The organism is Leclercia adecarboxylata (assembly GCF_023639785.1).
Taxonomy (GTDB): domain Bacteria; phylum Pseudomonadota; class Gammaproteobacteria; order Enterobacterales; family Enterobacteriaceae; genus Enterobacter; species Enterobacter adecarboxylatus_D.
Genome location: NZ_CP098325.1, coordinates 933870 through 958624, shown reverse-complemented (window position 1 = coordinate 958624; position 24755 = coordinate 933870). Strand labels below are relative to the sequence as shown.

Genomic DNA, 24755 nt, shown 5'->3' with positions numbered 1-24755 from the left:
AAAACGGCAACGTAGGTTGCCGTTTTGCTTTTATTCTGGCCAAAGCCAGGCCGCGCCGCGCACGCCGCTGGAGTCGCCATGCACCGCTTTGCGGATCGGGGTTTCACATTCACCGCCAAACACCCACTGCTTCACCAGTTGCGGAACGGTAGTATAGAGACGGTCAACGTTGCTCATGCCGCCGCCCAGCACGATCACATCCGGGTCGAGGATATTCACCACGTGCGCCAGTGATTTCGCCAGCCGCATTTCGTAGCGGCTGAGCGTCAGCTCCGCGACGGCGTCCTGCTCTTCCACCAGCCGCATGATCTCATTGCCTTTCAGCGGATGCCCGCTCAAACGACGGTAGTCTGTGGCAAAGCCGGTGCCGGAAATAAAGGTCTCGATACAGCCCTGCTTGCCGCAGTAGCACGGCACCTCGGCGCGGTATTTCAGTTCGTCTTCATCCATCCACGGCAGCGGGTTATGTCCCCACTCGCCTGCCGTGCCGTTGCCGCCGATATGGGAGCGGCCGTTGAAGGCCACGCCTGCCCCGCAGCCGGTACCGATGATCACCGCAAATACGGTCTGGGCCCCTGCCGCTGCGCCGTCAATGGCCTCGGATACCGCCAGGCAGTTGGCATCGTTCGCCAGCCGCACCTCGCGGTTCAGGCGCTGGCTTAAATCGCGGTCGAAGGGCTGGCCGTTAAGCCAGGTGGAGTTCGCGTTTTTCACCACCCCGGTATAGGGCGAAATCGACCCAGGAATGCCCATGCCAACCGTGCCGGTCTGCCCGGTGGCCTTTTCGGCCATCTCCACCAGGTGAGCGATGGTTTCAATGGTCTGCCGGTAGTCGTCACGCGGGGTGGGCAGGCGGTGGCGGAACAGCTGCTCTCCCTGCTCGCCAAGGGCAATGACTTCTGTTTTGGTGCCGCCAAGATCAATACCAATTCGCACAGGACGTTCCTCATTATTTTGATTATCAACAGAGTAGAAGCCCGCTACCCGATTAGCAATGCAAGCGATGCGACAATTCGCTATCATGCCCGCTGAATTAAACGACAAGACCGTGGAAATTATCATGCTGTGGTTCAAAAATTTGATGGTTTACCGTCTCAGCCGCGATATCGACCTGCGCGCAGACGAGATGGAAAAACAGTTAGACCTTTACGCATTTACCCCGTGTGGCAGCCAGGACATGGCCAAAACCGGATGGGTTCCGCCTATGGGATCACAGAGCGATGCGCTGACCCACACCACCAATGGTCAAATCATCATCTGCGCGCGTAAGGAAGAGAAGATCCTGCCGACGCCGGTGGTGAAACAGGCGCTGGAAGCCAAAATTTTCAAGCTGGAAGCCGAACAGGGCCGGAAGCTGAAAAAAACGGAAAAAGATTCGCTGAAAGACGAAGTTCTGCACTCCCTGCTGCCGCGCGCCTTCAGCCGCTTCAGCCAGACGATGATGTGGATCGACACGGTAAATGGCCTGATCATGGTCGACTGCGCCAGCGCCAAAAAAGCAGAAGATACCCTGGCGTTGCTGCGTAAAAGCCTCGGCTCGCTGCCGGTGGTGCCGCTGACGATGGAAAACCCTATCGAGCTGACTCTTACCGAGTGGGTACGCGGCAACAATGTCCCGCAGGGGTTCCAGCTGCTGGACGAAGCCGAGCTGAAAGCGATCCTGGAAGATGGCGGCGTGATCCGCGCCAAGAAGCAGGAGCTGGTTAGCGACGAAATCGCCGTCCATATCGAAGCCGGCAAGCTGGTGACCAAGCTGGCCCTCGACTGGCAGCAGCGCATTCAGTTCATGATGTGTGACGATGGTTCAATCAAGCGCCTGAAGTTCTCCGATGAGCTGCGCGATCAGAACGACGATATCGACCGGGATGACTATGCCCAGCGTTTTGATGCTGACTTCATTCTGATGACGGGTGAACTGGCGGCGTTGATTAAAAGCGTGGTAGAAGGATTAGGCGGCGAAGCACAGCGCTGATGCTTAATGCCAGAAAAAAGAGCCGGGTTAACCCGGCTCTTTTTTTTACAGATAACGACACAGATAGGATGCAGGTTCAGCAACCTGCAGATGGAATTCGCTGTGGCCGGGTACGTTGAAAACATCACCCGGGTTGTAGACTTTCCACTCTGTTTCACCCGGCAATAACACTTTCAGCGAGCCGCTGACCACGGTCATCTCTTCAGGTTGTGCGGTACCGAAGGCGTACTCCCCTTCTTCCATTACGCCGACACTGGCGCGGCCAGTAATGCTGCTGGTAAAACCGATGGACTTCACTTTACCGGAAAAGTATTCATTACTCTGAAGCATGGACTGGTCCTTATTGTCGTTGGTTGTCAATCCAATATAGGGGGGACACTCCATGCCTGTCACGCAAAATCATCAGACCAATAATTCCGAGGCCAGCCGGGCCACCAGCACGTTAGAGAGCAGCACCGGCACATCCAGGTTTTTTTGCAGTAAATCGCGGTGATGCTGATGGAAACCGAGACAATCGAGCATCAAAACGTCCGCGCCGCGATCGAGCAGATCGCGCCCGGCGTCGATCAGTTTTGCTTCGTTGTCCCAGAAAGGGTTGGCTACGGCGAGGAGCGGCGTGTTGGCCAGCCCCTGCCACTTCTTCGACTGATTCTCCAGCAGTTCCTCCATCGGAACGATCACGCCCACCTGATGGCTGTCGACAATGGATCCAACCAGAGGGGGAATGATCCGCATCGGCTCAAGCAGGATCGCATTACGGGCGACAAGGCCGGTGATGGGAGCCGTACTCATTAACAGGATCACTTCATAATCCTGGTTATCGAGCACTTCAATCACGCTTTGCAGGCCTCGCTCAATCTTTGACAGCGAGACGTGGCCCAGCTCCCCGTCGCTGAGCAGGACTGGCAGCTGCGCCTCGCCCCGCTCAGGGGCGTAGTCTTCCATGACCTCTTCCCGGCTCAGCGTACCGAGCAAACTGTAATGCGTGATCTGTTGTTCAGAAATATGCTCCGTTAAGAGCGGTAATATTTCGCTTACCGGGACTACCCCAATCGTGAGGATCGCCAACGTCGCCTTCATTGTTCTCGCCTTTCTTAACCATCACTACCGTGACACAGATACAGGCTCACTTCGCTGTTCAGAAAAAGTGCTGAAAAGCGTAGCAGCACTTTAGGGTGCTGGAATGTAAAGATCCGCGTGCCTGACACAATGTGTCTGTAAACCCTGAACATTACCCTCCGATTCACGTTTACGCTGTTTAAAAAATGTGACTACCGTTCGGTTCTTAATGCTTTCAGATTTTTATCAGGCCTTATCGGGGTCTTCATAACGCACTTTGGCGTCCTGCGCTTCCTGCTCCGTTTCATGCTCGCTGATCAGCGAATCCGGCTTCGGGTGGTCGGCACGCAGTTGATACCAGGTGACGGTCTGGCCCGTTGCGCCTTTCTCAACGGCAACGATACGGGCTTCACGCGGATAGGGAGGTCTGGTTGGCATAGTTCATCCTTTTTTTGGTTGGCTGAACTATCAGTATAGACATCAGTTAGCTAACGCATGCCAGATGCAGCGCAGCGACAATATTTTGCACCACGTCTTCAGGCGCAAGCGATGCATCCACCACATGATGGGCGGCTTCGCGATAGAGCGCGTCACGCTCCGCCAGCACCGCGCTCACCTCTTCGCTGATGGGTTTGCCGGTGAGGGTTGGGCGCTGTCCCTCTTCCGGAGAGGCTTCAAGACGCTCCACCAGTACCGGGACCGGGGCGCAAAGGTAGATCACCGTGCCCTTCTCGCGCATAAACTGGCGGTTATACGCCGATAAAATAATGCCGCCGCCGGTGGCGATAATGCCGGAGCCTGCCGTTACCGCTTCGAGGGTGGCCGTTTCACGGGCGCGGAAGCTCTCCCACCCTTCCTGCTCAACAATGTCTGCGATGCTCTGACCGGCCCGGGTCTGCAACCAATGGTCGGTATCAACAAATTCACTCTGGCACAGACGAGCCAGTTCAAGACCGACGGTTGTTTTGCCACAGCCGCGGGGGCCAATCAAAAAAATAGGCTGGGTCATGACCAGGTGTTCCCCTTGATGCCGCAGACGTGCGGTACGTGAAGTCGAAAAGAGTGCAATGATACCATTAAGCTAGTACACAGTTAACCGTAAAAAAATTATTACATCAGGCGTGGCTTTAAACTGACATTTCAGTCAACACCAGAAATATCAAGGAAAGAACCTGTAAAGAAATGATTGCACTAACCGGTGCGCTCACCTTACCTGAACCCACCCGCCGTTGACAACCCCGATTGGGGTAATAATGACCAAAACATATGACGCAGTGATGATTAACCCTGGCGGCGCTTCACTTCCAGCAGCCATTTATCCAGTTCGGCGGCAAACTGCTGCCTGTCACGTTGAGACAGGCTATCCGGCCCGCCGGTTTGTACGCCGCTGGCGCGCAGGGTGTCCATAAAATCACGCATCGTCAGCTTTTCGCGGATGGTAGACGGGGAGTAACGTTCTCCGCGCGGGTTCAGGGCTGCCGCCCCTTTCTCCAGCACTTCCGCCGCCAGAGGAATGTCGGCGGTGATCACCAGATCGTCCGCGCTGCACAGACGCACGATTTCGTTATCGGCCACGTCAAAACCGGCCGGTACGCGCATGGCGCGAATAAAGCGGGACGGTGGCACGCGCAGGTTCTGATTCGCCACCAGGGTCAGCGGCATCTGAACGCGCTCGGCGGCGCGAAACAGGATCTCTTTAATCACATTCGGACACGCATCGGCATCCACCCAAATCGCCATCTTCTCTCTCCGGCATATAATGCTGCGTAATAAAACCTGATAGGCTAAAGTTCGACAATCATAACAAAGTTTAAGAGGGAGACGTGATGGAGAAGAAAATCGGTTTTATCGGCTGCGGTAATATGGGCAAAGCCATTCTCGGCGGACTGATTGCCAGCGGTCAGGTGCTGCCGGGTCAGATTTGGGTCTACACCCCCTCCCCGGACAAGGTCGCCGCCCTGCATGACCAGTACGGGATCAACGCTGCGCAGAGCGCCCAGGAAGTGGCGCAGGTGGCCGATATTGTCTTCGGGGCGGTGAAGCCGAACATGATGGTGAAAGTCCTGAGCGACATCACCTCCAGCCTGAATAAAGAGACGCTGGTGGTCTCTATCGCGGCGGGCATCACCCTCGATCAGCTGGCGCGCGCCCTGGGCCACGACCGTAAAATTGTCCGCGCGATGCCAAACACGCCGTCGCTGGTGAAGGCGGGCATGACCTCCATTACGCCTAACGCGCTGGTAACGACGGAAGAAGTTGCCGATGTGGTCAATATTTTCCGCTGCTTCGGGGAGGCCGAAGTGATTGCCGAGGCGATGATCCACCCGGTGGTAGGCGTCAGCGGTTCGGCGCCAGCCTACGTGTTTATGTTTATTGAAGCCATGGCGGATGCGGCGGTGCTGGGCGGAATGCCGCGCGCGCAGGCCTACAAATTTGCTGCGCAGGCGGTGATGGGGTCCGCCAAAATGGTGCTGGAGACGGGCAAACATCCTGGCGAACTGAAGGATATGGTCTGTTCACCGGGGGGCACCACCATTGAAGCGGTGCGGGTGCTGGAAGATCGCGGATTCCGCGCAGCCGTCATTGAAGCCATGAATAAGTGCATGGAAAAATCAGAGCTGCTGAGCAAGTCCTGATTGACTGCCGGACGTCACGCGGCCACCTCGGTGCGGTTTCGTCCGGCATTTTTCGCTTTGTAGAGCGCAATATCCGCCGCTTTCAGCCACTCCTGATAATGCACCATCGACGTCGTTAGCGGCGCAACCCCGACGCTGATGCAGAGCTTTACCTGAGGTGCGCCCGGCAGGCGCAGCTCTGCCAGCCGTTCATGAACCCGCGACATCGCCGCAATGGCGTTTTCCGCAGGCGTCCCGCTCATGATCACCGCGAACTCATCCCCGCCAAAACGGCCGATCATATCGCTGGCGCGTAAGGTCAGCTGTAGCTGACGGGTGACGGCGATAATCGCCTGATCGCCGACATCATGGCCCCAGGTGTCGTTTATGCCTTTGAAGTGATCGATGTCGATCAGCAGGAGCGTTGCACTTCGGTGGTAGCGCCGGCAGTTTTCAAACTCCGTGCGCAGCAATACCTCCCAGTGACGACGGTTAAACACCCCTGTCATGCCGTCCATAATGCTCATCAGCTCAAGCCGACGCTTGTGCTCCACCAGACTGTTGGTGTTACAGAAGCTTACCCAGGCAAACAGCATGGGGTAACCCACAATCACCGGTAGCGCGAGCCAGATTTCAAGCGGCGCGCTGACGTAAGCCAGAGGCACATGCATCAGTTGCAGGGTTACCAGCGCTGACAGCGCGGTCACTAATGCCCCTGTCACATAAAGCCGGATGCCCCCCACGCCCATCAGGTTCATGCTCATCATCATCACCAGCGCCGCGCTGGGCATCGCGTTGAAGCCCATCAGCCCAATCCAGATCCCGGCCATCATGGCGTCAATTTTGAGGTTGAACATCTCATTATGATGAGGATCCGCCGAACGCATCGCTAATTGCCAGGCCAGATGCGGCCAGACGAACGCCCATCCCACCAGCAGCAGCCACCAGACGCCGTTGACCGGCAGCGCGGTCAACACGCTGGCAATCGGGAAGAAAAGAATAGCCAGCCCCACCGCCCGGGGTAAACGTAACCGGCGGGCCAGGCGGATGCCTTCGCGGTAATTTTCATCCGCGGACCGTGCCTGGTTTATACCTTCCCGGGAACAGGCTTTAGTGTAAAAGTTCTCATCATTCATGGGCATTGGGAATACTCAAAGGCATTTTCCCAAATTATAGAAAGGGTTACTCAGCGCTAAGTATGATATTTCGGGTGAGCCAGACGAAGCGCTCACCCTTTTGAACTAGCCGGTTTTCTTCAGGCAGGCGCTCATAAACTTGCTTCGGTCGTCGCCCTTGAGGGATTGTTGTGTTGCCTGGGAATTGCATTCACGCATTCTTTGTTGTTGCGGCGTCAGGCTTTTTTCGTTGGGTTTTGAGGAGGCGTTTTTGAGGCAATCGCTCATGTAGGTCTTACGGGAGTCGCCCTTCAGCGCCTGGGCGGTAGCCTGTTGATTGCAGGTGGTCATGCGTTGCTGCTGCGGCGTGAGCTGTTTATCCTGCGCCCCTGCCGGGGTGAGAGAAAACAGGCCAAGGAGCAGCGTGGCCAGCAGTGTGATTTTCATAGCACTTTCCTTCTGTGAATGATCTCCTTAAGTCTGGTTCGTACTGATAAAAAAACCACCCGACGGGATATTTTCCCCTCGGGCAGCGCGTTTATTTCAGCCCTAATGCGGATTTCATGGTGTAAAACAGATCCGTTTGATCCGTCAGGCCGACTACGTTGGCGGCATGCGGGCCGTACGCCGCGATGCGCAACTGGCTGCCGGTATGCTCCATCGACGCCTCTTCCGAGTTGCCGTAGCTCATTGCCATCACCGCCCCGTCTTTGGTGGTCAGCGCCTGGGTCAGCCCTGGCGCTTTGGTGTCGGGCGCGACGATCTGGCTGGAGTGGGCATGATCCGCGGTCACAATCACCAGGGTGTTGCCCTCTTTTTTCGCAAATTCCAGCGCTTTCTGCACGGCCTCATCGAGATCGACGGTTTCGCCAATCTGTCCGCACGGATTGGCAGCATGATCCTGTTTATCGATAGAAGCCCCTTCAACCTGCAGGAAGAAACCCTTCTCATTTTTGCTGAGCAGTGAGAGGGCTTTATCTGTCATCGCCGCCAGGGTGGGGACGCTCTCGTTGCGCTCCGGGTTCGGCGTACAGGTAACGGGGGGTTTATCGAGGTTGCCATGATAGCTGGCCTTTGGTCCCTGCCAGCGCACCGGCATATTGCCCTCGGCAAACAGGCCCAGCAGCGGTTTATCCTGACCGGTATCGGTAATGGCGGCCAGCGACGCGGCATCGCTCACCAGCTGATAGCCACGGGCCTGAGCCTGCTCGCGCAGGGTTTTGCCCTGCCATTCGCCTGCGGTGGCGGTTTCAGCAAAGGTTTTCGCCCCGCCGCCAAGCGTGACATCGGCGCGGGCATTCAGCAGCTGTTCGGTAATGGAGCCTTTACCGCCCTTTTCCAGCGCGTTGCTGGCGCATTTTTCTGTAGTGACGGAAGGGCCATAGCATCTCCGCGAGGTGACATGGGCCACCAGCGCCGCTGGCGTGGCGTCCTGTAGCTCCGCCGTCGAGACGTTACCGGTTGCCAGGCCTGCCGCTTTCGCCATCTCGAGGATGGTCTGGTGATCCTGTTCACGGATATCCACGCCCAGCGCACCGTTATAGGTTTTTACGCCGGTGGTCCACGCTGTGGCAGACGCCGCAGAGTCGGTTACGTAGTCAGGCTTGCCGCTCTTTTTATCCAGCGCGTAATGGGTATATTGCCCGGTCAGCGGCAGGGCATCGATGCCTTTAAAAAAGCCGCCCGCGCCTTCGGCATAATTTCGTGCCGCCGTTATTTCAGAGTCGCCCATTCCGTCGCCGATCAGCAGAATAATATTTTTGGCTGGCTTATCATTTAACGACGCGCGAATTGCGGCGGTCTGATCTTCCGTCAGACGGCGAGCCCCGCCAGGCTGGGTGATATCCCCCTGGGCAGCACGATTATCCAGTACCGCAGGCGATGTGACATTTTCAGCATAAATAGTGGGGGTAAACAGCAGAGGAAGTAATGCAATATAAAGCGCGCTCTGTTTCACTTATTTTCTCCATGTAGAAATACATAAAAAAATAAAACAGAGCGACTATAGGCAACCGATGTGACGATTCTATGACATCAACTCAGGTCAGATAACCGTTCAGCTGCGCGGGTGCCTTAGCAGCTTTTTTACGTATTGCTGCAGCATCTCGCTATCCTGGGCCGGTACCTCCGCATCTGGTCGGGCCTCATCCAGCGCGCCTTCTACGCTTTTGATTAACGCCTGCTGATCGCTTTGCGCCATCTGGCGTAACAGTGCGGTGACCACAATTTCCAGGGCCTCAACCTGAGCCACCAGCTCTTTAGACTCTTCTTCCTTTTCTGCCAGCTTCACCAACAACTCTGCAATGAGATTTTTCACAGCGCTATTTCCTTATCAGTTTTTTTCGACGTTATCATTATGTCTGTAAGTTGCAAAGTGGGAAAAAGTACTATTTTTAAGCAAACCCTACACGCATCATAAAATAGTATTGCTGGGTTACTGGAAAGACGTAACTTAAATTAAATTAAAATCTTTCTTAGCTACGCAATTAAAAAGAAGAACCGCCATTTCACATGAGTGATAATGGCGGTCAGGTCACAATATATTATGCAACAACGTTAAAGGCGCTTTGCTGCCTGAATCTGCGCCTCCCGCAACCGGCGCTGGCGCATCGCCCATGCCAGCTGCAGAATATTCACCAGCACTACCACCGCAGTGGCCGCAAATACCCAGCGGAATCCGGCCATCGCCGAAACCGCCGCCCCCATCAGCGGACCTGCCACGTTCCCCAGGTACATAAACGACTGGTTATAGCCGAAGATGCGCCCGGTGACCCGATCGCTGGAGTACTTAATCAGCAGGGTCTGCACGGCAGGCAACATAGCGCCATCGGCAAAGCCGAGTAAAAAGCGCAGCACGCCAAGCTGCAAGGGGGTGGTGACAAAGGACATGGCGAAAAAGAGCACCACCGCCACGATAAGCGTCGCCATCAGAATGCGGCCCGTGCCGATGCGATCCCCGAGCTTGCCCAGCCGCGGAGCGGACATTAGCGCAGAGATACCCGGCACGGCGGCAATCATCCCGCTGAGGAAGGCAATATTGTTACTCTCGGGCGTCATCGACTGAATAAACAGGGCGAGGATCGGCCCCACCGACCCGTTACAGAGCTGGATCACCATGGTGGTGACGAACAGGCTGATCATCAGCCCCGGGTAAGGGAGCGAGGCGAATACCGCCTTGCCGCTCAGCCGCTCCGTCTTGCTCACGGTCGGACGCGCGCCCTCTTTAATCAGAAACAGCGTGACCAGAAAACTGATCACGAGCAGGACGGCGGTGATCACGAACACTGCGCGCAGGCCCACGTGGTCTGCCAGAAATCCGCCCATCAGCGGACCGCCGATCACGCCGCTGATCTGCGCCGTCGACAGGGTACTGATGGCCCAGCCGCTACGCTCCCGGGGCACCTGCGAGGCCACCAGCGCCATCGCATTCGGAATATAGCCGGAGGTGAGCCCCATCAGGGCACGCAGCAGGAACAGCTGCCAGACGTTGGTGGCAAAAGCCTGAAGCAGGATCGCCACCGCCATCCCGAGCGAGGCGCGCAGCAGCATCAGCTTGCGTCCTTTACGGTCTGCAAGGCTGCCCCACATGGGCGAGACGATGGCCGAAACCAGAAACGTGACGCTAAAGACCAGCCCTGACCACATCGACAGCGCTTCGTGGGACGAGACGCCAAGCTGGGACACGTACAGTGGCAAAAACGGCAAAATCTGGCTGATGGCAAGGCCGGTGAAAAAACAACCAAACCAGACCGAAATAAGGTTAACCTTCCACGATTCCATAGGCGGGCACTGTCTTCATATTACGTAAATTCGTCATCAGATTAGCAAGTTACCTTGCGCCAGTAGTTGTCAGAGATGCGCCTCACGCGACTTTGGTGTTTTATCTTCCCAGTCATCATATCTGTGAAATATGTCACATATTTTCGCCTTTTTGCTGGTGATTTATGCTTTGCGGGCAGTAGCCAAAACCGCGCATTCCGAGGTGAAAATGGTTGGCGTGGGCAGCGTTGTAATCCGGGCCGAGGGCATTGCCGAAATAGCCGCAGCTGGCGCCGAGCAGCGCACGCAGCCAGGGTTCAGTGCTGGCGTTCTTCCAGCCGCGCAGGACCGAAATTCGCTGGCCGTTTTCCAGGGTAAACCCGCTGATATCCAGCGCCTGGGCAGTGGCATGTTCGCTGCGCCGGGCGTTGGGACGGTGGTAGATGTTACGGCAGGCAAAACTGCCTAAATGGTCGATCCGCGACAGGCCGCTTCCCATCAGGCTTTGGGTCAGCGGTCGGGCCTGCTGTTCGACGAACAGCGCCGAGCTGAGCGCCAGCGGGCAGCTGGCAAGAAAGCTGCTGCTGAGGCTGACGCGGCCAAAACTGCGCACGCGCACCACATCACTCAGGGGACACTCTCCCGCGCTGTCGGCCACCGCCTGGGTGCGGATCAGCTGGCGGGCATTGGCCTGCGCCAGCAGCACCTCACAATGCTCAGGCGTCAGGCGACGGAGCTTAAACTGGGTCAGGGTGCCGGGGGGATCGTCGAGGGTGAGCGGTGCAAAAGGATTGTAATAAGACGGCAGCCAGCGGTAGCCCGCCACGGCCGCAATAATGAGTATCAGACAGATAATCAGGCTTTTTCCTTTCACTCACCCCCCTTCGCAACGTGTCAAAAACATTATGGCAGAAGGCGGCGAATCCCGCCGGGCATCGTGATATGGTAAGCGTTTTGAGTCAGAGTGGATGAACGAAGTGATGGCGAAGTTGCGGGTAGGTATTGTCTTTGGGGGAAAATCAGCAGAGCACGAAGTGTCGCTGCAATCGGCCAAAAATATCGTTAACGCGATTGATAAGAGCCGCTTTGAAGTCGTGCTGTTGGGTATCGATAAACAGGGCCAGTGGCATATTAATGATGAGCAGGGCTATCTGCTCAACGCTGACGATCCGGCGCATATTGCGCTGAACCCGTCTGAAATCAGCGTTGCTACCGTACCGGGCGTGCTGCAGGGCCAGCTGATTGATGCCGGCACCGGCCAGACGCTTTCACAGCTCGACGTTATTTTCCCGATTGTCCACGGCACGCTGGGCGAGGACGGCTCCCTGCAGGGGATGCTGCGCATGGCCAACCTGCCGTTCGTCGGCTCCGATGTCCTCGGTTCCGCCGCCTGCATGGATAAAGACGTCACCAAACGCCTGCTGCGCGATGCCGGGCTGAACGTGGCGCCATTTGTCACCCTGACCCGCGCCAACCGTGAGCAACACACCTTCGCCGATCTCAGCGCCCGCTTCGGCCTGCCGCTGTTCGTCAAACCGGCTAACCAGGGCTCCTCCGTTGGCGTCAGCAAGGTGAACAGCGAAGCGCAGTTCAGCGAAGCGGTACGTCTGGCGTTCACCTTCGATCACAAAGTGGTGGTTGAGCAGGGAATCAAAGGGCGGGAGATTGAGTGCGCGGTGCTGGGCAATGATTTCCCGCAGGCCAGCACCTGCGGCGAAGTGGTGCTGAACAGCGAGTTCTACTCTTACGACACCAAGTATATTGATGATAAGGGTGCACAGGTCGTGGTGCCTGCGGCGCTGGATGCAGAGGTAAACGATGCGATCCGCGCCATTGCCATCGAAGCCTATAAGGCGCTGGGCTGCCGCGGGATGGCGCGCGTCGACGTCTTCTTAACGGCGGACAACAGCGTGGTGATCAACGAGATCAACACCCTGCCCGGCTTCACCAACATCAGCATGTACCCGAAACTGTGGCAGGCCAGCGGCCTGAGCTATCCGGACCTGATCACCCGCCTGATTGAACTGGCGCTGGAGCGACATGCCGCTGACAGCGCGCTGCAGATTTCAGTGAACGGTTAATCCGCGTCGGTCGCCGTCGTCTCTTCCGGGCGACGGCGAATGATAAACCCCGCCAGCCAGAAGCTGACCACCCAGGTCACCAGCCCCACCGCATAGGTTTGCCAGCCCTTCGCTTCGAAGCCCAGCAGCCCTACCACCCCGTTCAGAATAAAGATAAGCCCAATAGCAAAAGCATAGAAGTGCCAGTCACGGCGAATTTTGGCAGGCAGTTTCATGGTCGCTCCAGAAGAAAAAATCTATCCTCGCACAGTTTTGTCGTCAGGTCTGCGGCGTATGCGGAAAATCTGAAATGAGAGTGAATTTCACTTAAGTGAAAAATCTGTGATGCGCGGCAGAAATTGATAAACCAGGAGAATTCTCCAGGCCAAATTACCATCATTCCGATATTGACAATGCACCTGAGCTGTCAAACTTGACGTGTACAACAGGCACATAGCCAGTCAGAACACTCGGGAGGTATTTATGGCAGACTTCACTATGTCGAAGCCCATCTTCAGCACCAGACAACCGAAAACCTCCACGGCGGGAAATATTGCTTACGCGCTGTTTGTGCTGTTCTGCTTCTGGGCAGGCTCGCAACTGCTGAACATTCTGGTGCATGCGCCCGGCGTCTACGAACATCTGATGCAGGTCGAAGACAGCGGCCGCCCGCGCGTTGAAATCGGGCTGGGCGTCAGTACCATCTTCGGGCTGATCCCGTTCCTTGTCGGACTGGTCGTCTTAGGCGCCGTTGCTCTCGTGGTGCGCTGGCGCCGCTACCGTTAATTCAACGCCATACACTTCGCCCGGCGATCGTCAACACGCTGGGCAAACCAGGCCGTGGTCAGATTGCGGGTGATTTTCGGACTCTCAAGCTGGATCCCCGGCAGCATCGCTCTCGGTAACGCTTTTCCGCTCTTCTGCTCCGCCAGTTTATAAACCTGCTCATACAGCGCCGTTTTCTCAAACGCCAGGCTATCGCCTTTCCTCAGCTGCTGGCGGATCTCGCTGTCGCTCATGCCCAGCTTGCCGGCCAGCTTGCGCACCGCCAGCTCCGTCTTCCCTGCCTCGTTGCTGCCATAGACAATCAGATCGCCGTCCAGCGCCAGCTTCACGCCGCTGGCGCGGCTGACGGCATTCTGGAACGCCGCATTGCGGCTGGCATACCAGCCCGCGTTAAAGTCAGCAAAGCGGTAGAGCGGCACCGTATAGCTGGTGGGGTAGTTCAGCAGATGGTAGGTGCCAAACCAGAGGCCGCCGCGCAGGGAGAAGACCTCCTGGCGAACCGTGTTTTCGATTTTCCACGGATAGCCGTCGGTATGCTTTTCAGCAAAGGCGATGCTCACCTGCATAGGCCCGCCGGTATGCACCGGGTTGAGGGAGCCAAACAGGGTCTGCCCCATCGGCACCGTACCGATCATGTCATCGAAGATGGCGCTTAGCTGCTTCTCGGTTTTGACCGAATCCAGCCGCTCGCTGTAGCTTTTGCCGTTCGGCGAGGTGATTTTCAGCGCGGTATGCACCAGGAACGTCGGGATGTGCAGCTTTTCGGCCCGCCGGTCGATCTCTTTCCAGGCGATTTTGTTCAGCCCCGGCACCGCAGGGTCGGACTGATACAGCGACTCCTGCTGCGCCACCGCCAGCACCGAGCAGATGTTCTCCTCGGTGGGGGCGATCTTCTGGCTCTCAAAGGTTTTTGCCAGCGCCGAGGCCCACTGGTCCCGGTCTTTTACCGTGGCGGGCATTTTTTGCCGCACCACGCTTGCCACGTCGACGGGCTTTTCGCCCTTTTTCAGCGGCGCCGCCCCTTTTTCAGCACAGCCGGCCAGCACCAGGGCGGCAAGCAGCGAAAGGGGTAACGCGCGCGGTACGGTAAAAGACATAGACACTCCCTGTATTAACCTAACGTATGGGTCACTTCCTGCAGATCCTGACCGTCCAGCTCACGTTCAAAACTGCGTAAACGTTTATAGATGGACATCAGCTCCACCAGCGTGGTCCATGAGCTGATCAGATACTGGAACGAGCCGCGTACCTGACCGAACACGTTAGTGATTTGCGTCATCAGACCGAGCGTAATCGTACCGGCTACAATCGACGGGAACAGCAGGAACAAACCGAAAACGTTGTCTACCTGCAAATAAAGGATGCGGGCAATGTTGAAATACATGTAGTGGAAATAGAGGCGGAAGTAGTTCCGACGTACCGCGCCGAACAGCTCGCGCACCGTCGGCGGAGAGGCGCGGCTGGCATCGTCTTCGCCATAGACCAGCTCTTTACGGTAGGCCGCTTCGACGCGCTGGTTTTTGAACTCAAGGCCCGGCAGTTTGATCCCGACCACCGCCAGCAGACCGGTCCCCATCAGCGACCAGACAATCGCGGCGATCACCAGGCCATACGGCAGATGGCCGACAATCGGCAGATCCGGCACGTGTGCCGACAGGGTCACCAGCACCGGCAGGAAGGCGATCAGGGTCATGATGGCGTTGATAAAGCTGACGCCCATATCCTCCAGGGTGGAGGCGAAACGCATGGTGTCTTCCTGCACACGCTGGGCGGCACCTTCGATATGGCGCAGCTGCTGCCAGTGGGCCATATAGTGTTCGTTCATCGCGGTACGCCAGCGAAACACGTAGTGGCTGACGAAGAAGTTATTCATTACGCCGATAATCACGGCGATCAGCGCAATGCCAAGGAAAATGCCCACTTCGTGATAAAACTGATTGATGGTCACTTTGTGCGGCGAGCTGAGCGCGCTCTGGATCAGGTCATAGAACGGGGCGTACCAGGCGTTGACCGCCACCCCCACTTCCACCAGAAACCAGGTGACGAAGATAATCAGCGCGGTACCGAGAATGGACCAGTACTGCCAGCGGTGCGGGGAGTACATAAACCAGAACAGGGCAAACGCCCCGACGCAGATCGCGTAATAAGCGTAAAACAGCAGATAGCTGCGTGACCAGAAACGCGCCGCGCTGATGGGGACATCCCCCGTGGCGCCAGCCAGACGCTCAATCCATGCCCCACCACCCGCCTGCCAGAAAATGACTGCGATCAGAGCCCAAATAAAGGCCGAGATAAAAAAAGGTCCCGGTTTTGGGAAAAACGACTTAAACATAACGCTTCCTTCTGGTTGTTATCGTTACTGCTGTGCACGACGGATTATCAGACCTGTCGGCCCGCTTTTAGTTCGCCGTCAACCGCCACCCGGGCGGAAAAGTGAATGAATCAGACAGGTATCATAAGCGCAATGTCACAAAACCTGAGATCGGTAACAACGAAATTGTTCGTATTTACCCATGGTTACGTTTTTTCAGGCTATCGTTGTGCTGTTCAGGCCTTTGCAATACGCCGTTTAGTAGTATAAATACGCATACTTTTTTCATTCAATTCATGGATACTTTCGTTGAAACGTTGTCTGTTCCTCTCCGTTGCGCTGTATGCGGCCAGTCTCACCAGCGTGCAGGCTGTCGAGCCGATCGCCGACCCGGCTTTTGCCTCTGATGTGGTTGATCGCTACGCAAATCTTATTTTTTACGGCAGTGGCGCTACGGGGATGGCTCTGGTAGCGATTGACGGTAACCAGCGCGTGTTCCGCAGCTTCGGTGAAACGCGCCCTGGCAACAATGTTCACCCGCAGCTGGATTCCGTGGTGCGCATCGCCTCCCTGACCAAATTAATGACCAGCGAGATGCTGGTGAAGCTGCTCGATCAGGGCGTGGTCAAACTCAACGATCCCTTAAGTAAATATGCCCCTCCGGGGGCTCGCGTGCCGACCTATCAGGGCGCGCCGATTACGCTCGTCAACCTGGCCACCCATACCAGCGCCCTGCCGCGCGAGCAGCCGGGCGGCGCGGCGCATCGCCCGGTCTTCGTCTGGCCAACCCGGGATCAGCGCTGGAACTGGCTGTCGACGGCCACCCTGAAATCGATGCCGGGCTCGCAGGCCGCCTACTCAAACCTGGCGTTTGACCTGCTGGCCGATGCGCTGGGCAACGCCACGGGCAAGCCCTATGCGCAGCTGTTTGAAGAGCAGATCACCCGTCCGCTCGGGATGAAAGACACCACCTTTACCCCTTCTCCCGATCAGTGTAAGCGCCTGATGGTGGCGGAAAAAGGGGCCAGCCCCTGCAACAACACCCTGGCGGCCGTGGGCAGCGGCGGGGTTTATTCCACGCCAGGCGACATGATGCGCTGGATGCAGCAGTTCCTCTCCTCTGATTTCTATGCGCGCAGCAACCAGGCCGACAGAATGCAGACCCTCATCTATCAACGCAGCCAGTTAACGCGGGTGATCGGTATGGATGTGCCGGGTCGCGCGGATGCGCTGGGCCTGGGTTGGGTCTATATGGCGCCTAAAAATGGACGCCCGGGAATAATCCAGAAAACGGGCGGTGGCGGCGGATTCATCACCTATATGGCGATGATCCCGCAGTCTAACGTGGGGGTGTTCGTGGTTGTGACGCGCTCGCCGCTCACGCGTTTCGTCAACATGAGCGACGGCGTCAACCAGCTGGTGGTGGAGCTGAGCGAGAACAAACCGCAGGTTATCCCGGCATCCTGACGGTTAATATTCAGCGGGCAAACGGTTGATAGCAATCAGTTTGCCCCTGTCCATAGTGATGTAGTTTCCCTGCCGCAGCGCCGCCAGCACTTCAGCCACCACCGATCGCGAAATGCGCGTGCGGCGCTGAATGTAGTTCATCACCCCCACCCGCATCCGTAGCCCCTCGTCCCACTGGGCCATGTCCAGCAGCGTGGAGCGGATCTGGCTGTAGGAGTTATTGCCTACCAGCTGTTTGTCGCGGATCTCCATTATCCGGTGGTGCCAGGAGAGCCAGCAGAAGGCATCGGACCATAATCCGGCCTGCTGAATCAGCTGGCGGGCGCCAGCCGCAGGCAGCCAGAAACCGGTACAGGGCGATTGCGTCACCAGTAGATACTCGGTGCTGCAGCCCATCATGCCGGCATTAAGCCCGAAGATATAAGGCGCGGCGACAATCTCTATCAGCAGATCGTCCTGCTGGCGGTGAATACTGAGCGTGCCCGACTGCAGCACTACGGCGTTGTCATTCTCTGGATTGCAATCCCCGCAGACAGGGTGCATTGCGGGTAGTTTGAATGGCGTGCTGTGCGACGCCAGGCAATGTTCAAGTCGGGAGAACTCAGAAATGGGTTTTGCATAACGGTTCATGAGGTCTCATGTCATCCTTAACTGACGCTAAAAAAAGGGGGAGGCAAGCCTCCCCGCATCAGGCCTTTTACCAGGTGTATTTCACACCCAGGTTTGCGCCCCAGTTCTGATCGACGTCACCGCCACCGAGGTAAGTCGCATCAGTGTATGCACTGAAGTTTTTGGTGAAGCTGAACTGAGTACCCAGTCCAACGCGAACCGCAGAGCCTTTCACACCGTTATCGATGTTGTCGCCGTTCACGCGCGCATCTTCACCCGCATCGTCATAGACGTATGCCAGTTTGAAGAACGGCGTCAGCGCCTGATCGTCGCCATAACCGAAGGTGTAACCGGCATCGAAACCAGCCTCATAACGCATGCTGTCGTAAGACTGGCTGCCCACGCGCATGTCGTTGCTCAGACGGTAGTCGTCGCCAGACTGGAACAGACCGGAGATCGCCGCGTACGGGGTCAGGTAACCGGCAGTGTTGGGTTTCCAGTCGTAGCCCAGTTTCAGCCCAAAGCCCCAAGCGTCGGTGGTGGTATTGCCATCGACATAGTTACCGTTGCTCATGGTCGCAGAGAGATCGTTATTGAAGCGCGAGTAGCTCAGGGAGCTATCGAGGAAAATATCGTTCTCGAAGCGCGCCGCGGAGTAGACCATTGCGGTCTGGCTGTCCTGATCCACCTGGCCGCTGCGGTCGTTCATGTCGCCTTTGGCAAAGCCTGCCGCCGCACCAAAGATCCAGTCGGCGTTGTTGCCATCGATCCAGGTATCGAGACCGACCATGATGCCGCTGACGTCCTGATCGTAGTGGATCGTGCCGTTATCGCCGTCAAAGTTGCCGCCGATGAGGCTTACCCATGCGCCGCCCTTGTCCTCCAGGCCATGACGGCTGTTGGTCAGACGGGTGGAGAGCGCATCCTGCTGCAGATGCCAGATATTGGTGTTGGCTGATGGAATGCTCAGCGCCACGTTGGCGTAATCGGTCAGGCGCTCCTGATGCAGCACCACGGTGTCGCCCTGCTGCTGAGCCTTGTAGGTATAAGCCCCGAGATCTGCTCTGTTAGCCGCGGTGAAGCTGGCCTGCGTATCCGCGTTGTTATCGTAAATGCGAACGATCTCGTTATTCTTATAGTCGGCAACGGAACCGGCCCCGGTCGCGTTATCCAGACGCACCTTATAGTTACCGGATACTTCCCCGTTCACCGCCAGATGGCCGTCAGAATTCAGGGCAATCACCCCGTAATCATACTCAGCATGGTGAATGTCGTTGGAGACATAGCGGGCGTTGTTCAGATCGGAATTGAACACGTAATCGCGGCTGGCAACGTTCAGCACGCCGCCGTCGGTCAGCACCATTTTGTGGGTATCCACCTGGCCCAGACCCAGCGCCAGCTCTGCACGGTTATCCAGGGTAATGGTGTTGGCGTACAGCTCGGCGGTTTCATGCGTCAGGGTAGCCAGGCTTGCGCTGTCGAGATACAGGCTATCGGTCGCCACTGCACCGTCATCGCCGATGTTCATGGTGGAAGCGTTGGTCAGCGTAATGCTGTCCGCCAGCAGGCTGGAGCTCTCCACGTTCACCTGCGAACGGTTGTTGACGGTCAGAATATCGATATTGGAATGCTTGCGGGTATCCCACTCGGAACCGTTATCCAGCGCAACGTTGAACAGGCCGCTCTGATAAACCTGGTTGCCCACCAGATGCCCGTTGCTGTTGAAGGTGGATTCCGGCCAGATGCTGTTTGGCGAAAGCGCACGCCAGTCGACCCTGCTGTAGCCAAGACCATACATATCTGCCGGGCCAATGGCCTCCACGCTGGAGACCGCCGCACCGACCCACTTGCTGCCGTTGGTCAGGGTCAGATCCAGTTTGTCGGTACCGTCCCAGCCGTTGGTGGTTGGGTTGTAGATACCGTCAGCGGTGGTATCGGTGGCCGGATCGCCATTTGGATAGAAGTTGTTGTCGAAGGTGCTGGAGAACAGCACATCGCCGGTCAGCGTAGAGTGATCGAAGTTCGCCGTGGTGCGCATGGCATTATCCGCATGGCTGGCCGCTACAATCAGTGCAGCATCGTCATAAGCGGTGGCAGTATTTTCGCCATAATCGCTCGGTTTTGCCGACTGGCCGTAGAAACCGCTGGTGCCCAGATCGCTATACGCCCCGGAGGTAACGACAGAGTCCTTTACCTGCAAGGTGTTGGTGAAGACATGGCTGTTATCTTCAATGCCGGTAACACCGTCATACGGGGTATTATCCAGCTGATGATAACCCTGCGTCAGGGTGATCCCGGCGATGCGGGAGTTATTCTGGATAACGATATCAGACTCTACGTCGAGCGTAATGGCGTTACCCAGATCGTAGGTATCCCAGTAGTTGGTGGTGGTCGTCGATCCGCTCACCACATCGTAAGCGTAATGCTCGTAGTTATCGTTGATGGTAGTGTTGTCCACCGTCAACGCAAAACGATCGTACTGCTGATGTGCGGTGCCGTCGGCGTTGAGACTGCCTGCACACTCGGTGGTCATACACTCTGAGGTGAGCATCCCGTTGATGGTGCTGTTAGAGATAGTCAGGGCGTTAGCACGGCCGCCTGCGCCGTCATCCAGGTAGTACGTCGAGATCACGCCGTTTACGGTCGACTTATTGATGATGGGATAGATATCCCCATCGTGGCTCGCGGAAGAGTAATCCCAGTCGGTATATCCATAATACCAGGGGGTGGTAGCGGTATTATCGTAACCAAAGGTGTTGTAAGTGCTACCAGAAATATCTTTTGCATTGGCCTGAGAAGCGATAGCCAGCGTGCAGGCTAATGCAAGTTGAGATACAACAAGTTTCTTTTTCCATGTTTGCATTGGGTCATCCCTCCTCAGGGACGTAAGCAAGTTTGTCCGTAAATACAGTGCAAATAGATTGCGAGGCGAATTATGCAGTCCCCAAAGAAAATAGTTCAATGAATACGGCAATTAAGTCCGGAAACAGACAAAATAAAAAAGAGACTTTATAAAAGAGGTTCATTAATAACAAAATTATTAAATTACATAGGTTTATATTTATTCGAAAGAAGAGTAACATGAGGCGAAAGATTATTAATAATTATAAGATCAAAGCAAATCAGATATAAACCAAATAGGTAACCACGGGCAATTAAAAACATCATCATGATAAGTTTCGATATTATTCCGGCACGCTACGCCCACGTTTCTGGAATTATGTTTCGTCAATAAACACGTAACTTATTTCAGGTAAAAAAACCTGTGAAGCAAAAATAACGCCAGGTTTACCGCTCCGCATGTTGCGGCCAAAACGACAACTTTAGTAAAACAGACTGCGCGCATTTCGGTTACACTGGCTCTCTTTGATTCACCGACTTCAGGCATATCATGACCGATTTAATTGCTCGTCCCCGTCGCCTGCGCAAAACCCCGGCGTTGCGCGCATTATTTGAAGAGACAACCCTGTCCTTAAACGATCTGGTGTTGCCGATTTTTGTTGAAGAAGAGATCGACGACTATAAAGCCATCGACGCCATGCCGGGCGTGATGCGCATTCCTGAAAAGCATCTGGCGCGTGAAATTGAACGCATTGCCAACGCAGGCATCCGCTCAATCATGACCTTCGGCATCTCCCACCATACCGACGCGACCGGTAGCGATGCCTGGAAAGAGGACGGTCTGGTGGCGCGTATGTCGCGCATCGCCAAACAAACCGTACCGGAAATGATCGTCATGTCCGATACCTGTTTCTGCGAATACACCTCCCACGGCCACTGCGGCGTACTGTGCGATCACGGCGTGGATAACGATGCCACCCTGCTCAACCTGGGCAAACAGGCGGTGGTCGCGGCGGCAGCCGGCGCTGACTTTATCGCCCCATCCGCGGCGATGGACGGCCAGGTGCAGGCCATTCGCCAGGCGCTGGACGCCGCCGGTTTCACCGACACGGCGATCATGTCCTACTCCACTAAGTTCGCCTCCTCCTTCTACGGCCCGTTCCGTGAAGCAGCCGGTACCGCGCTGAAGGGCGATCGCAAAACCTACCAGATGAACCCGCTGAACCGCCGGGAAGCGATCCGTGAATCGCTCCTCGACGAAGCCCAGGGCGCGGACTGCCTGATGGTTAAACCGGCTGGCGCCTATCTGGACATCCTGCGTGATATTCGCGAGCGTACCGAGCTGCCGCTGGGTGCCTACCAGGTGAGCGGAGAGTACGCGATGATCAAATTCGCTGCCCAGGCGGGTGCGATCGACGAAGAAAAAGTGATCCTCGAAAGCCTGGGGGCGATCAAACGCGCGGGCGCGGATCTGATCTTCAGCTACTTCGCGCTGGATCTGGCCGAGAAGAAAATTCTGCGTTAATCGACAGTGCCGGGTGGCGTCTTCGCCTTACCCGGCCTACGACAAACCTTCACCACACTGCAATACCACCGACATCTGGCGCTTCTACTCTCCTGGCAGAACAGGAGGAGGAGCCACCATGTTTAGTCTCGACAGCGTTCTCGATGACCTTTGGCCGCAGGCGAGACCTGCTCCCTGGCAAAAAAGGCTGTTAAAGAAGCTCTTACACGAAGAGGAGTTTCAGCAGTTCGCCGCCGACCACCGTCACCTGAAAGGGCTCGATATGGTGGAACAGGTTCTGGACCATCTTGATATCCTCTGCGCCATTCCGGCTCACGACCTCGAACAGATTCCCGCTCACGGCCCGCTGATTGTTATCGCTAACCACCCCACCGGAACCCTTGACGGCCTGGCGCTGCTGTATGCCATTTCCCGGGTGCGCCGGGACGTGAAAGTGGTTACCAACCGCATGCTGAGCCATCTGGAGCCGCTAAGCTCGCTGTTTATCCCGGTGGATAATATGGGCGGACGCACGGCGAAATCGTCGTTCACCCTGATGGAACAGCACCTGCAAAACGCCGGGGTGCTGATCTTCTTCCCGGCCGGGGAGGTCTCCCGCCCGACTCGCACCGGGATCCGTGATAAAAAGTGGCACCCCGGCTTTATCAAGCTGGCGGGCAAATTCCGCGCGCCGCTGCTGCCGGTGTATATTCACGCCCGTAACAGCCTGCTGTTTTATGCCAGCACCCTGCTCTCACCGCAGCTGTCGATGCTCCTGCTGATGCAGCAGATGTTTCGCCGTCGCCACAGCCGTCTGCCGGTGAAAATCGGCCAGCAGATCGGCTGGAGCCACTGGTACAGCCCGGGCCTTTCTGCCCGGGAGATGGCCGGGCAGTGCCGCCAGCACGTGCTGAGGCTTGGCAAGGGGCAGCCGGGCCTGTTCAAAACTGAATCCGCCATTGCCCGCCCGGAAGACCGGGCCACCCTGAAGCGCGCCCTGGCCCGGGCGGAGTGTCTGGGTACCACCGCCGATGGCAAAACCATCTGGCTGTGGCAGCGCAACGGCCAGGAAGAGGCACCGATCCTGCGCGAGCTGGGTCGCCTGCGGGAGATCGCCTTTCGCGCCGTGGGGGAAGGCAGCGGAAAGCGGCGCGACACCGATCGTTATGACGATGACTATCTGCACCTGATTTTATGGGATGACGAGGATCTGGAGATTGTCGGCGCCTATCGCTTTATGCCGGGTGCCTTAAAGGGACGGGAGGCACTTTACAGCCATAGCCTGTTTCACTACGACGATGAGATGCAGGAAATCCTCGCCCACGGCATTGAACTGGGGCGCAGCTTTATTCAGCCGCGCTACTGGGGGCGTCGCGGGCTCGACTATCTGTGGTCGGGGATTGGGGCTTATCTGGCGCGCTATCCGCACTATCGCTACCTGTTCGGGCCGGTCTCTATCTCCGGAGGATTACCCCCTGCCGCGCGGGATCTGCTGGTCGCCTTTTACCGGCTGTGGTTCCCGGCGACCCATCCGCTGGCGACGTCCCGCCGCCCTTATCCGGCCTCATTGCCCGACGTGCTGGCGCAGTTTGGCGGGGAAGATTACGTGGAAGACCTCACCCGCCTGAAATCGTTGCTCGGTAATCTGGGGTGCGGCATTCCACCGCTGTACAAACAGTATTCCGAGCTGTGCGAGCCCGGCGGTGTGCAGTTTATCGATTTTGGCAGCGACCCGGCGTTCAATAACTGCATTGACGGCCTTGTGCTGGTAGATATGTGTTACCTGAAAGCCAGCCGGTATCAGCGGTATATTGAGGCGCATTTACCGGGGTGAGGGGTTTTGTAGGCCGGGTAAGCGCAGCGCCACCCGGCAATCAGCCCGCACGGAAGAAAGGCTTATCCCCTAAAATGGTCGCCCGCAGGCCGCTCAGCTGCTGCCGGAACGGTGCGGACAACGCCTCAAGCACCGCGATCCCGCTGGTCCACAGGGTGTCTCCTCCGCTCTCCGGCAGCAGTTTAGTTAGTTTTTGGGGGAATATGTTGGCTATTGTGGTGGTTCCGTTCACCTTGCGTTTCTTGCTGCTCTGTATGCCGCTTCACCCTGGCTACCCGGGCTACCCGGGCTACCGGCAAGAAAATCGCCGCTGCGCGGTACACTCAGCTTATTCCCTCCGGCTTTCGGGTCGGGCACCAGCCTGCAGGAATGTAGGATCGACCCCGACCCGACAGCCGTAAGTCATTAGCCGAAGACAAAATTGCCTGGAGCAATTTTGGACAGCGCTTGCGCTGGCCCCGAAGGGGTGAGCCCCAGGGATGGGGCGAACAATCCGCGCAGCGGCGATTTTCCTGGCCGGGAGCCGGGGTAGTCAGGGGGGCGGCGGCGAGCCTCCCTGACACGTTCACCTGTGACGCGCCACACAGAGAAGCAATGAACGTAAGGTGAACGGAAACACCGCTGTTGCCACATGTTCACCGCCGGGTGGCGGCTACGCCTTACCCGGCCTGCGTCCCTGCTCACATAACCAGAAATTAAATCTTCAGCGGCGAACCGGGGTGATCAGGGGTGACGCGGCATACAGAGAAATGCAGAACGTAAAGTGAACGGAACCCCCACCGCCGCCGCATATTCCCCTTCTCACCTATCCCCCACCCATACC

General features: G+C 56.8%; 24 protein-coding genes and 1 pseudogene. 7 read left to right on the top strand and 18 right to left on the bottom strand.

From position 1 onward, the window contains the following. Positions 1–30 precede the first annotated feature (30 nt). Positions 31–936: a fructokinase gene (gene mak / locus NB069_RS04485; protein WP_250587949.1), complete on the bottom strand. Its 906-nt coding sequence runs from the start codon at positions 934–936 to the stop codon at positions 31–33. A gap of 124 nt (positions 937–1060) precedes the next feature. Here mak and rdgC point away from each other — a divergent pair, with 124 nt between their 5' ends. Continuing rightward, complete coding sequence (gene rdgC, locus NB069_RS04480; protein ID WP_250587948.1) at positions 1061–1972, top strand: recombination-associated protein RdgC; 912 nt, start codon at positions 1061–1063, stop codon at positions 1970–1972. Between the two features lie 45 nt (positions 1973–2017). On the opposite strand, the gene ppnP is transcribed toward rdgC, so the two are convergent. The 5 genes from ppnP to NB069_RS04455 all read right to left on the bottom strand — a co-directional run bounded on the left by ppnP (position 2018) and on the right by NB069_RS04455 (position 4771). Beyond that, on the bottom strand, positions 2018–2302 hold the full coding sequence (gene ppnP / locus NB069_RS04475) for a pyrimidine/purine nucleoside phosphorylase (protein WP_250587947.1): 285 nt from the start codon (positions 2300–2302) through the stop codon (positions 2018–2020). Between the two features lie 72 nt (positions 2303–2374). Next, a complete protein-coding gene (locus NB069_RS04470) occupies positions 2375–3052 on the bottom strand; it encodes an AroM family protein (RefSeq protein ID WP_250587946.1) in 678 nt (225 codons plus the stop codon). A 225-nt stretch (positions 3053–3277) separates the two neighbouring features. Next, positions 3278–3469, bottom strand: coding sequence for a protein YaiA (gene yaiA / locus NB069_RS04465; protein WP_032616784.1), 192 nt, complete (start codon positions 3467–3469; stop codon positions 3278–3280). Between the two features lie 46 nt (positions 3470–3515). Beyond that, on the bottom strand, positions 3516–4040 hold the full coding sequence (gene aroL, locus NB069_RS04460) for a shikimate kinase AroL (RefSeq protein WP_250587945.1): 525 nt from the start codon (positions 4038–4040) through the stop codon (positions 3516–3518). Between the two features lie 272 nt (positions 4041–4312). Then, a complete protein-coding gene (locus NB069_RS04455; protein ID WP_250587944.1) occupies positions 4313–4771 on the bottom strand; it encodes a YaiI/YqxD family protein in 459 nt (152 codons plus the stop codon). 86 nt (positions 4772–4857) lie between these two features. Between NB069_RS04455 and proC the strand changes: the two genes are divergently transcribed. Continuing rightward, a complete protein-coding gene (gene proC / locus NB069_RS04450; RefSeq protein WP_250587943.1) occupies positions 4858–5667 on the top strand; it encodes a pyrroline-5-carboxylate reductase in 810 nt (269 codons plus the stop codon). Positions 5668–5681: 14 nt separating this feature from the next. Here proC and adrA read toward each other — a convergent pair whose 3' ends face one another. From adrA to NB069_RS04420, 6 genes are all read right to left on the bottom strand, one after another. Next, positions 5682–6782, bottom strand: a complete 1101-nt coding sequence (gene adrA, locus NB069_RS04445) for a diguanylate cyclase AdrA (protein WP_250589451.1) — start codon at positions 6780–6782, stop codon at positions 5682–5684. Positions 6783–6887: 105 nt separating this feature from the next. After that, positions 6888–7208 carry a phosphate starvation-inducible protein PsiF gene (gene psiF, locus NB069_RS04440; protein ID WP_250587942.1) on the bottom strand — a complete coding sequence of 107 codons (321 nt, stop codon included), beginning with the start codon at positions 7206–7208 and terminating at the stop codon, positions 6888–6890. A gap of 91 nt (positions 7209–7299) precedes the next feature. Further along, a complete protein-coding gene (gene phoA, locus NB069_RS04435; protein ID WP_250587941.1) occupies positions 7300–8718 on the bottom strand; it encodes an alkaline phosphatase in 1419 nt (472 codons plus the stop codon). Between the two features lie 99 nt (positions 8719–8817). After that, the gene (gene iraP, locus NB069_RS04430) at positions 8818–9078 is read right to left on the bottom strand and encodes an anti-adapter protein IraP (RefSeq protein WP_039031467.1); all 261 of its coding nucleotides are present in this window, start codon (positions 9076–9078) and stop codon (positions 8818–8820) included. A 239-nt stretch (positions 9079–9317) separates the two neighbouring features. Then, on the bottom strand, positions 9318–10541 hold the full coding sequence (locus tag NB069_RS04425) for a multidrug efflux MFS transporter (RefSeq protein WP_250587940.1): 1224 nt from the start codon (positions 10539–10541) through the stop codon (positions 9318–9320). Positions 10542–10674: 133 nt separating this feature from the next. Next, positions 10675–11394 carry an extensin-like domain-containing protein gene (locus NB069_RS04420; protein ID WP_250587939.1) on the bottom strand — a complete coding sequence of 240 codons (720 nt, stop codon included), beginning with the start codon at positions 11392–11394 and terminating at the stop codon, positions 10675–10677. A gap of 106 nt (positions 11395–11500) precedes the next feature. Here NB069_RS04420 and ddlA point away from each other — a divergent pair, with 106 nt between their 5' ends. Continuing rightward, on the top strand, positions 11501–12601 hold the full coding sequence (gene ddlA, locus NB069_RS04415) for a D-alanine--D-alanine ligase (RefSeq protein WP_250589450.1): 1101 nt from the start codon (positions 11501–11503) through the stop codon (positions 12599–12601). On the opposite strand, the gene NB069_RS04410 is transcribed toward ddlA, so the two are convergent. Beyond that, positions 12598–12816: a DUF2754 domain-containing protein gene (locus NB069_RS04410; RefSeq protein ID WP_250587938.1), complete on the bottom strand. Its 219-nt coding sequence runs from the start codon at positions 12814–12816 to the stop codon at positions 12598–12600. The two genes, ddlA and NB069_RS04410, sit on opposite strands and share 4 nt — an antisense overlap. A gap of 247 nt (positions 12817–13063) precedes the next feature. Between NB069_RS04410 and NB069_RS04405 the strand changes: the two genes are divergently transcribed. Further along, positions 13064–13366, top strand: coding sequence for a DUF2755 family protein (locus tag NB069_RS04405; RefSeq protein ID WP_250587937.1), 303 nt, complete (start codon positions 13064–13066; stop codon positions 13364–13366). Here the strand turns inward: NB069_RS04405 and NB069_RS04400 are convergent. Both NB069_RS04400 and sbmA read right to left on the bottom strand, forming a co-directional pair. Beyond that, positions 13363–14463, bottom strand: coding sequence for a DUF1615 domain-containing protein (locus NB069_RS04400; RefSeq protein WP_250587936.1), 1101 nt, complete (start codon positions 14461–14463; stop codon positions 13363–13365). The genes NB069_RS04405 and NB069_RS04400 overlap by 4 nt on opposite strands. A 14-nt stretch (positions 14464–14477) precedes the next feature. Then, positions 14478–15698, bottom strand: coding sequence for a peptide antibiotic transporter SbmA (gene sbmA / locus NB069_RS04395; RefSeq protein ID WP_250587935.1), 1221 nt, complete (start codon positions 15696–15698; stop codon positions 14478–14480). Positions 15699–15986: 288 nt separating this feature from the next. Between sbmA and ampH the strand changes: the two genes are divergently transcribed. Further along, positions 15987–17144: a D-alanyl-D-alanine-carboxypeptidase/endopeptidase AmpH gene (gene ampH, locus NB069_RS04390; RefSeq protein WP_250587934.1), complete on the top strand. Its 1158-nt coding sequence runs from the start codon at positions 15987–15989 to the stop codon at positions 17142–17144. 3 nt (positions 17145–17147) lie between these two features. On the opposite strand, the gene NB069_RS04385 is transcribed toward ampH, so the two are convergent. Together NB069_RS04385 and NB069_RS04380 are read right to left on the bottom strand one after the other, a co-directional pair. Next, entirely contained in the window at positions 17148–17774 is a 627-nt protein-coding gene (locus tag NB069_RS04385; RefSeq protein ID WP_250587933.1) for a helix-turn-helix domain-containing protein, read from the bottom strand. Between the two features lie 67 nt (positions 17775–17841). Further along, positions 17842–20616, bottom strand: a complete 2775-nt coding sequence (locus tag NB069_RS04380) for an autotransporter outer membrane beta-barrel domain-containing protein (RefSeq protein ID WP_250587932.1) — start codon at positions 20614–20616, stop codon at positions 17842–17844. Between the two features lie 528 nt (positions 20617–21144). On the opposite strand from NB069_RS04380, the gene hemB reads away from it, so the two are divergent. Further along, entirely contained in the window at positions 21145–22119 is a 975-nt protein-coding gene (hemB, locus tag NB069_RS04375; protein ID WP_139564409.1) for a porphobilinogen synthase, read from the top strand. A gap of 118 nt (positions 22120–22237) precedes the next feature. Next, on the top strand, positions 22238–23932 hold the full coding sequence (locus tag NB069_RS04370) for a lysophospholipid acyltransferase family protein (RefSeq protein WP_250587931.1): 1695 nt from the start codon (positions 22238–22240) through the stop codon (positions 23930–23932). A 79-nt stretch (positions 23933–24011) separates the two neighbouring features. On the opposite strand, the pseudogene tauD reads toward NB069_RS04370, so the two are convergent. Then, positions 24012–24116, bottom strand: a pseudogene (gene tauD / locus NB069_RS04365) (taurine dioxygenase); the annotation flags it as partial. Positions 24117–24755: the final 639 nt, after the last annotated feature.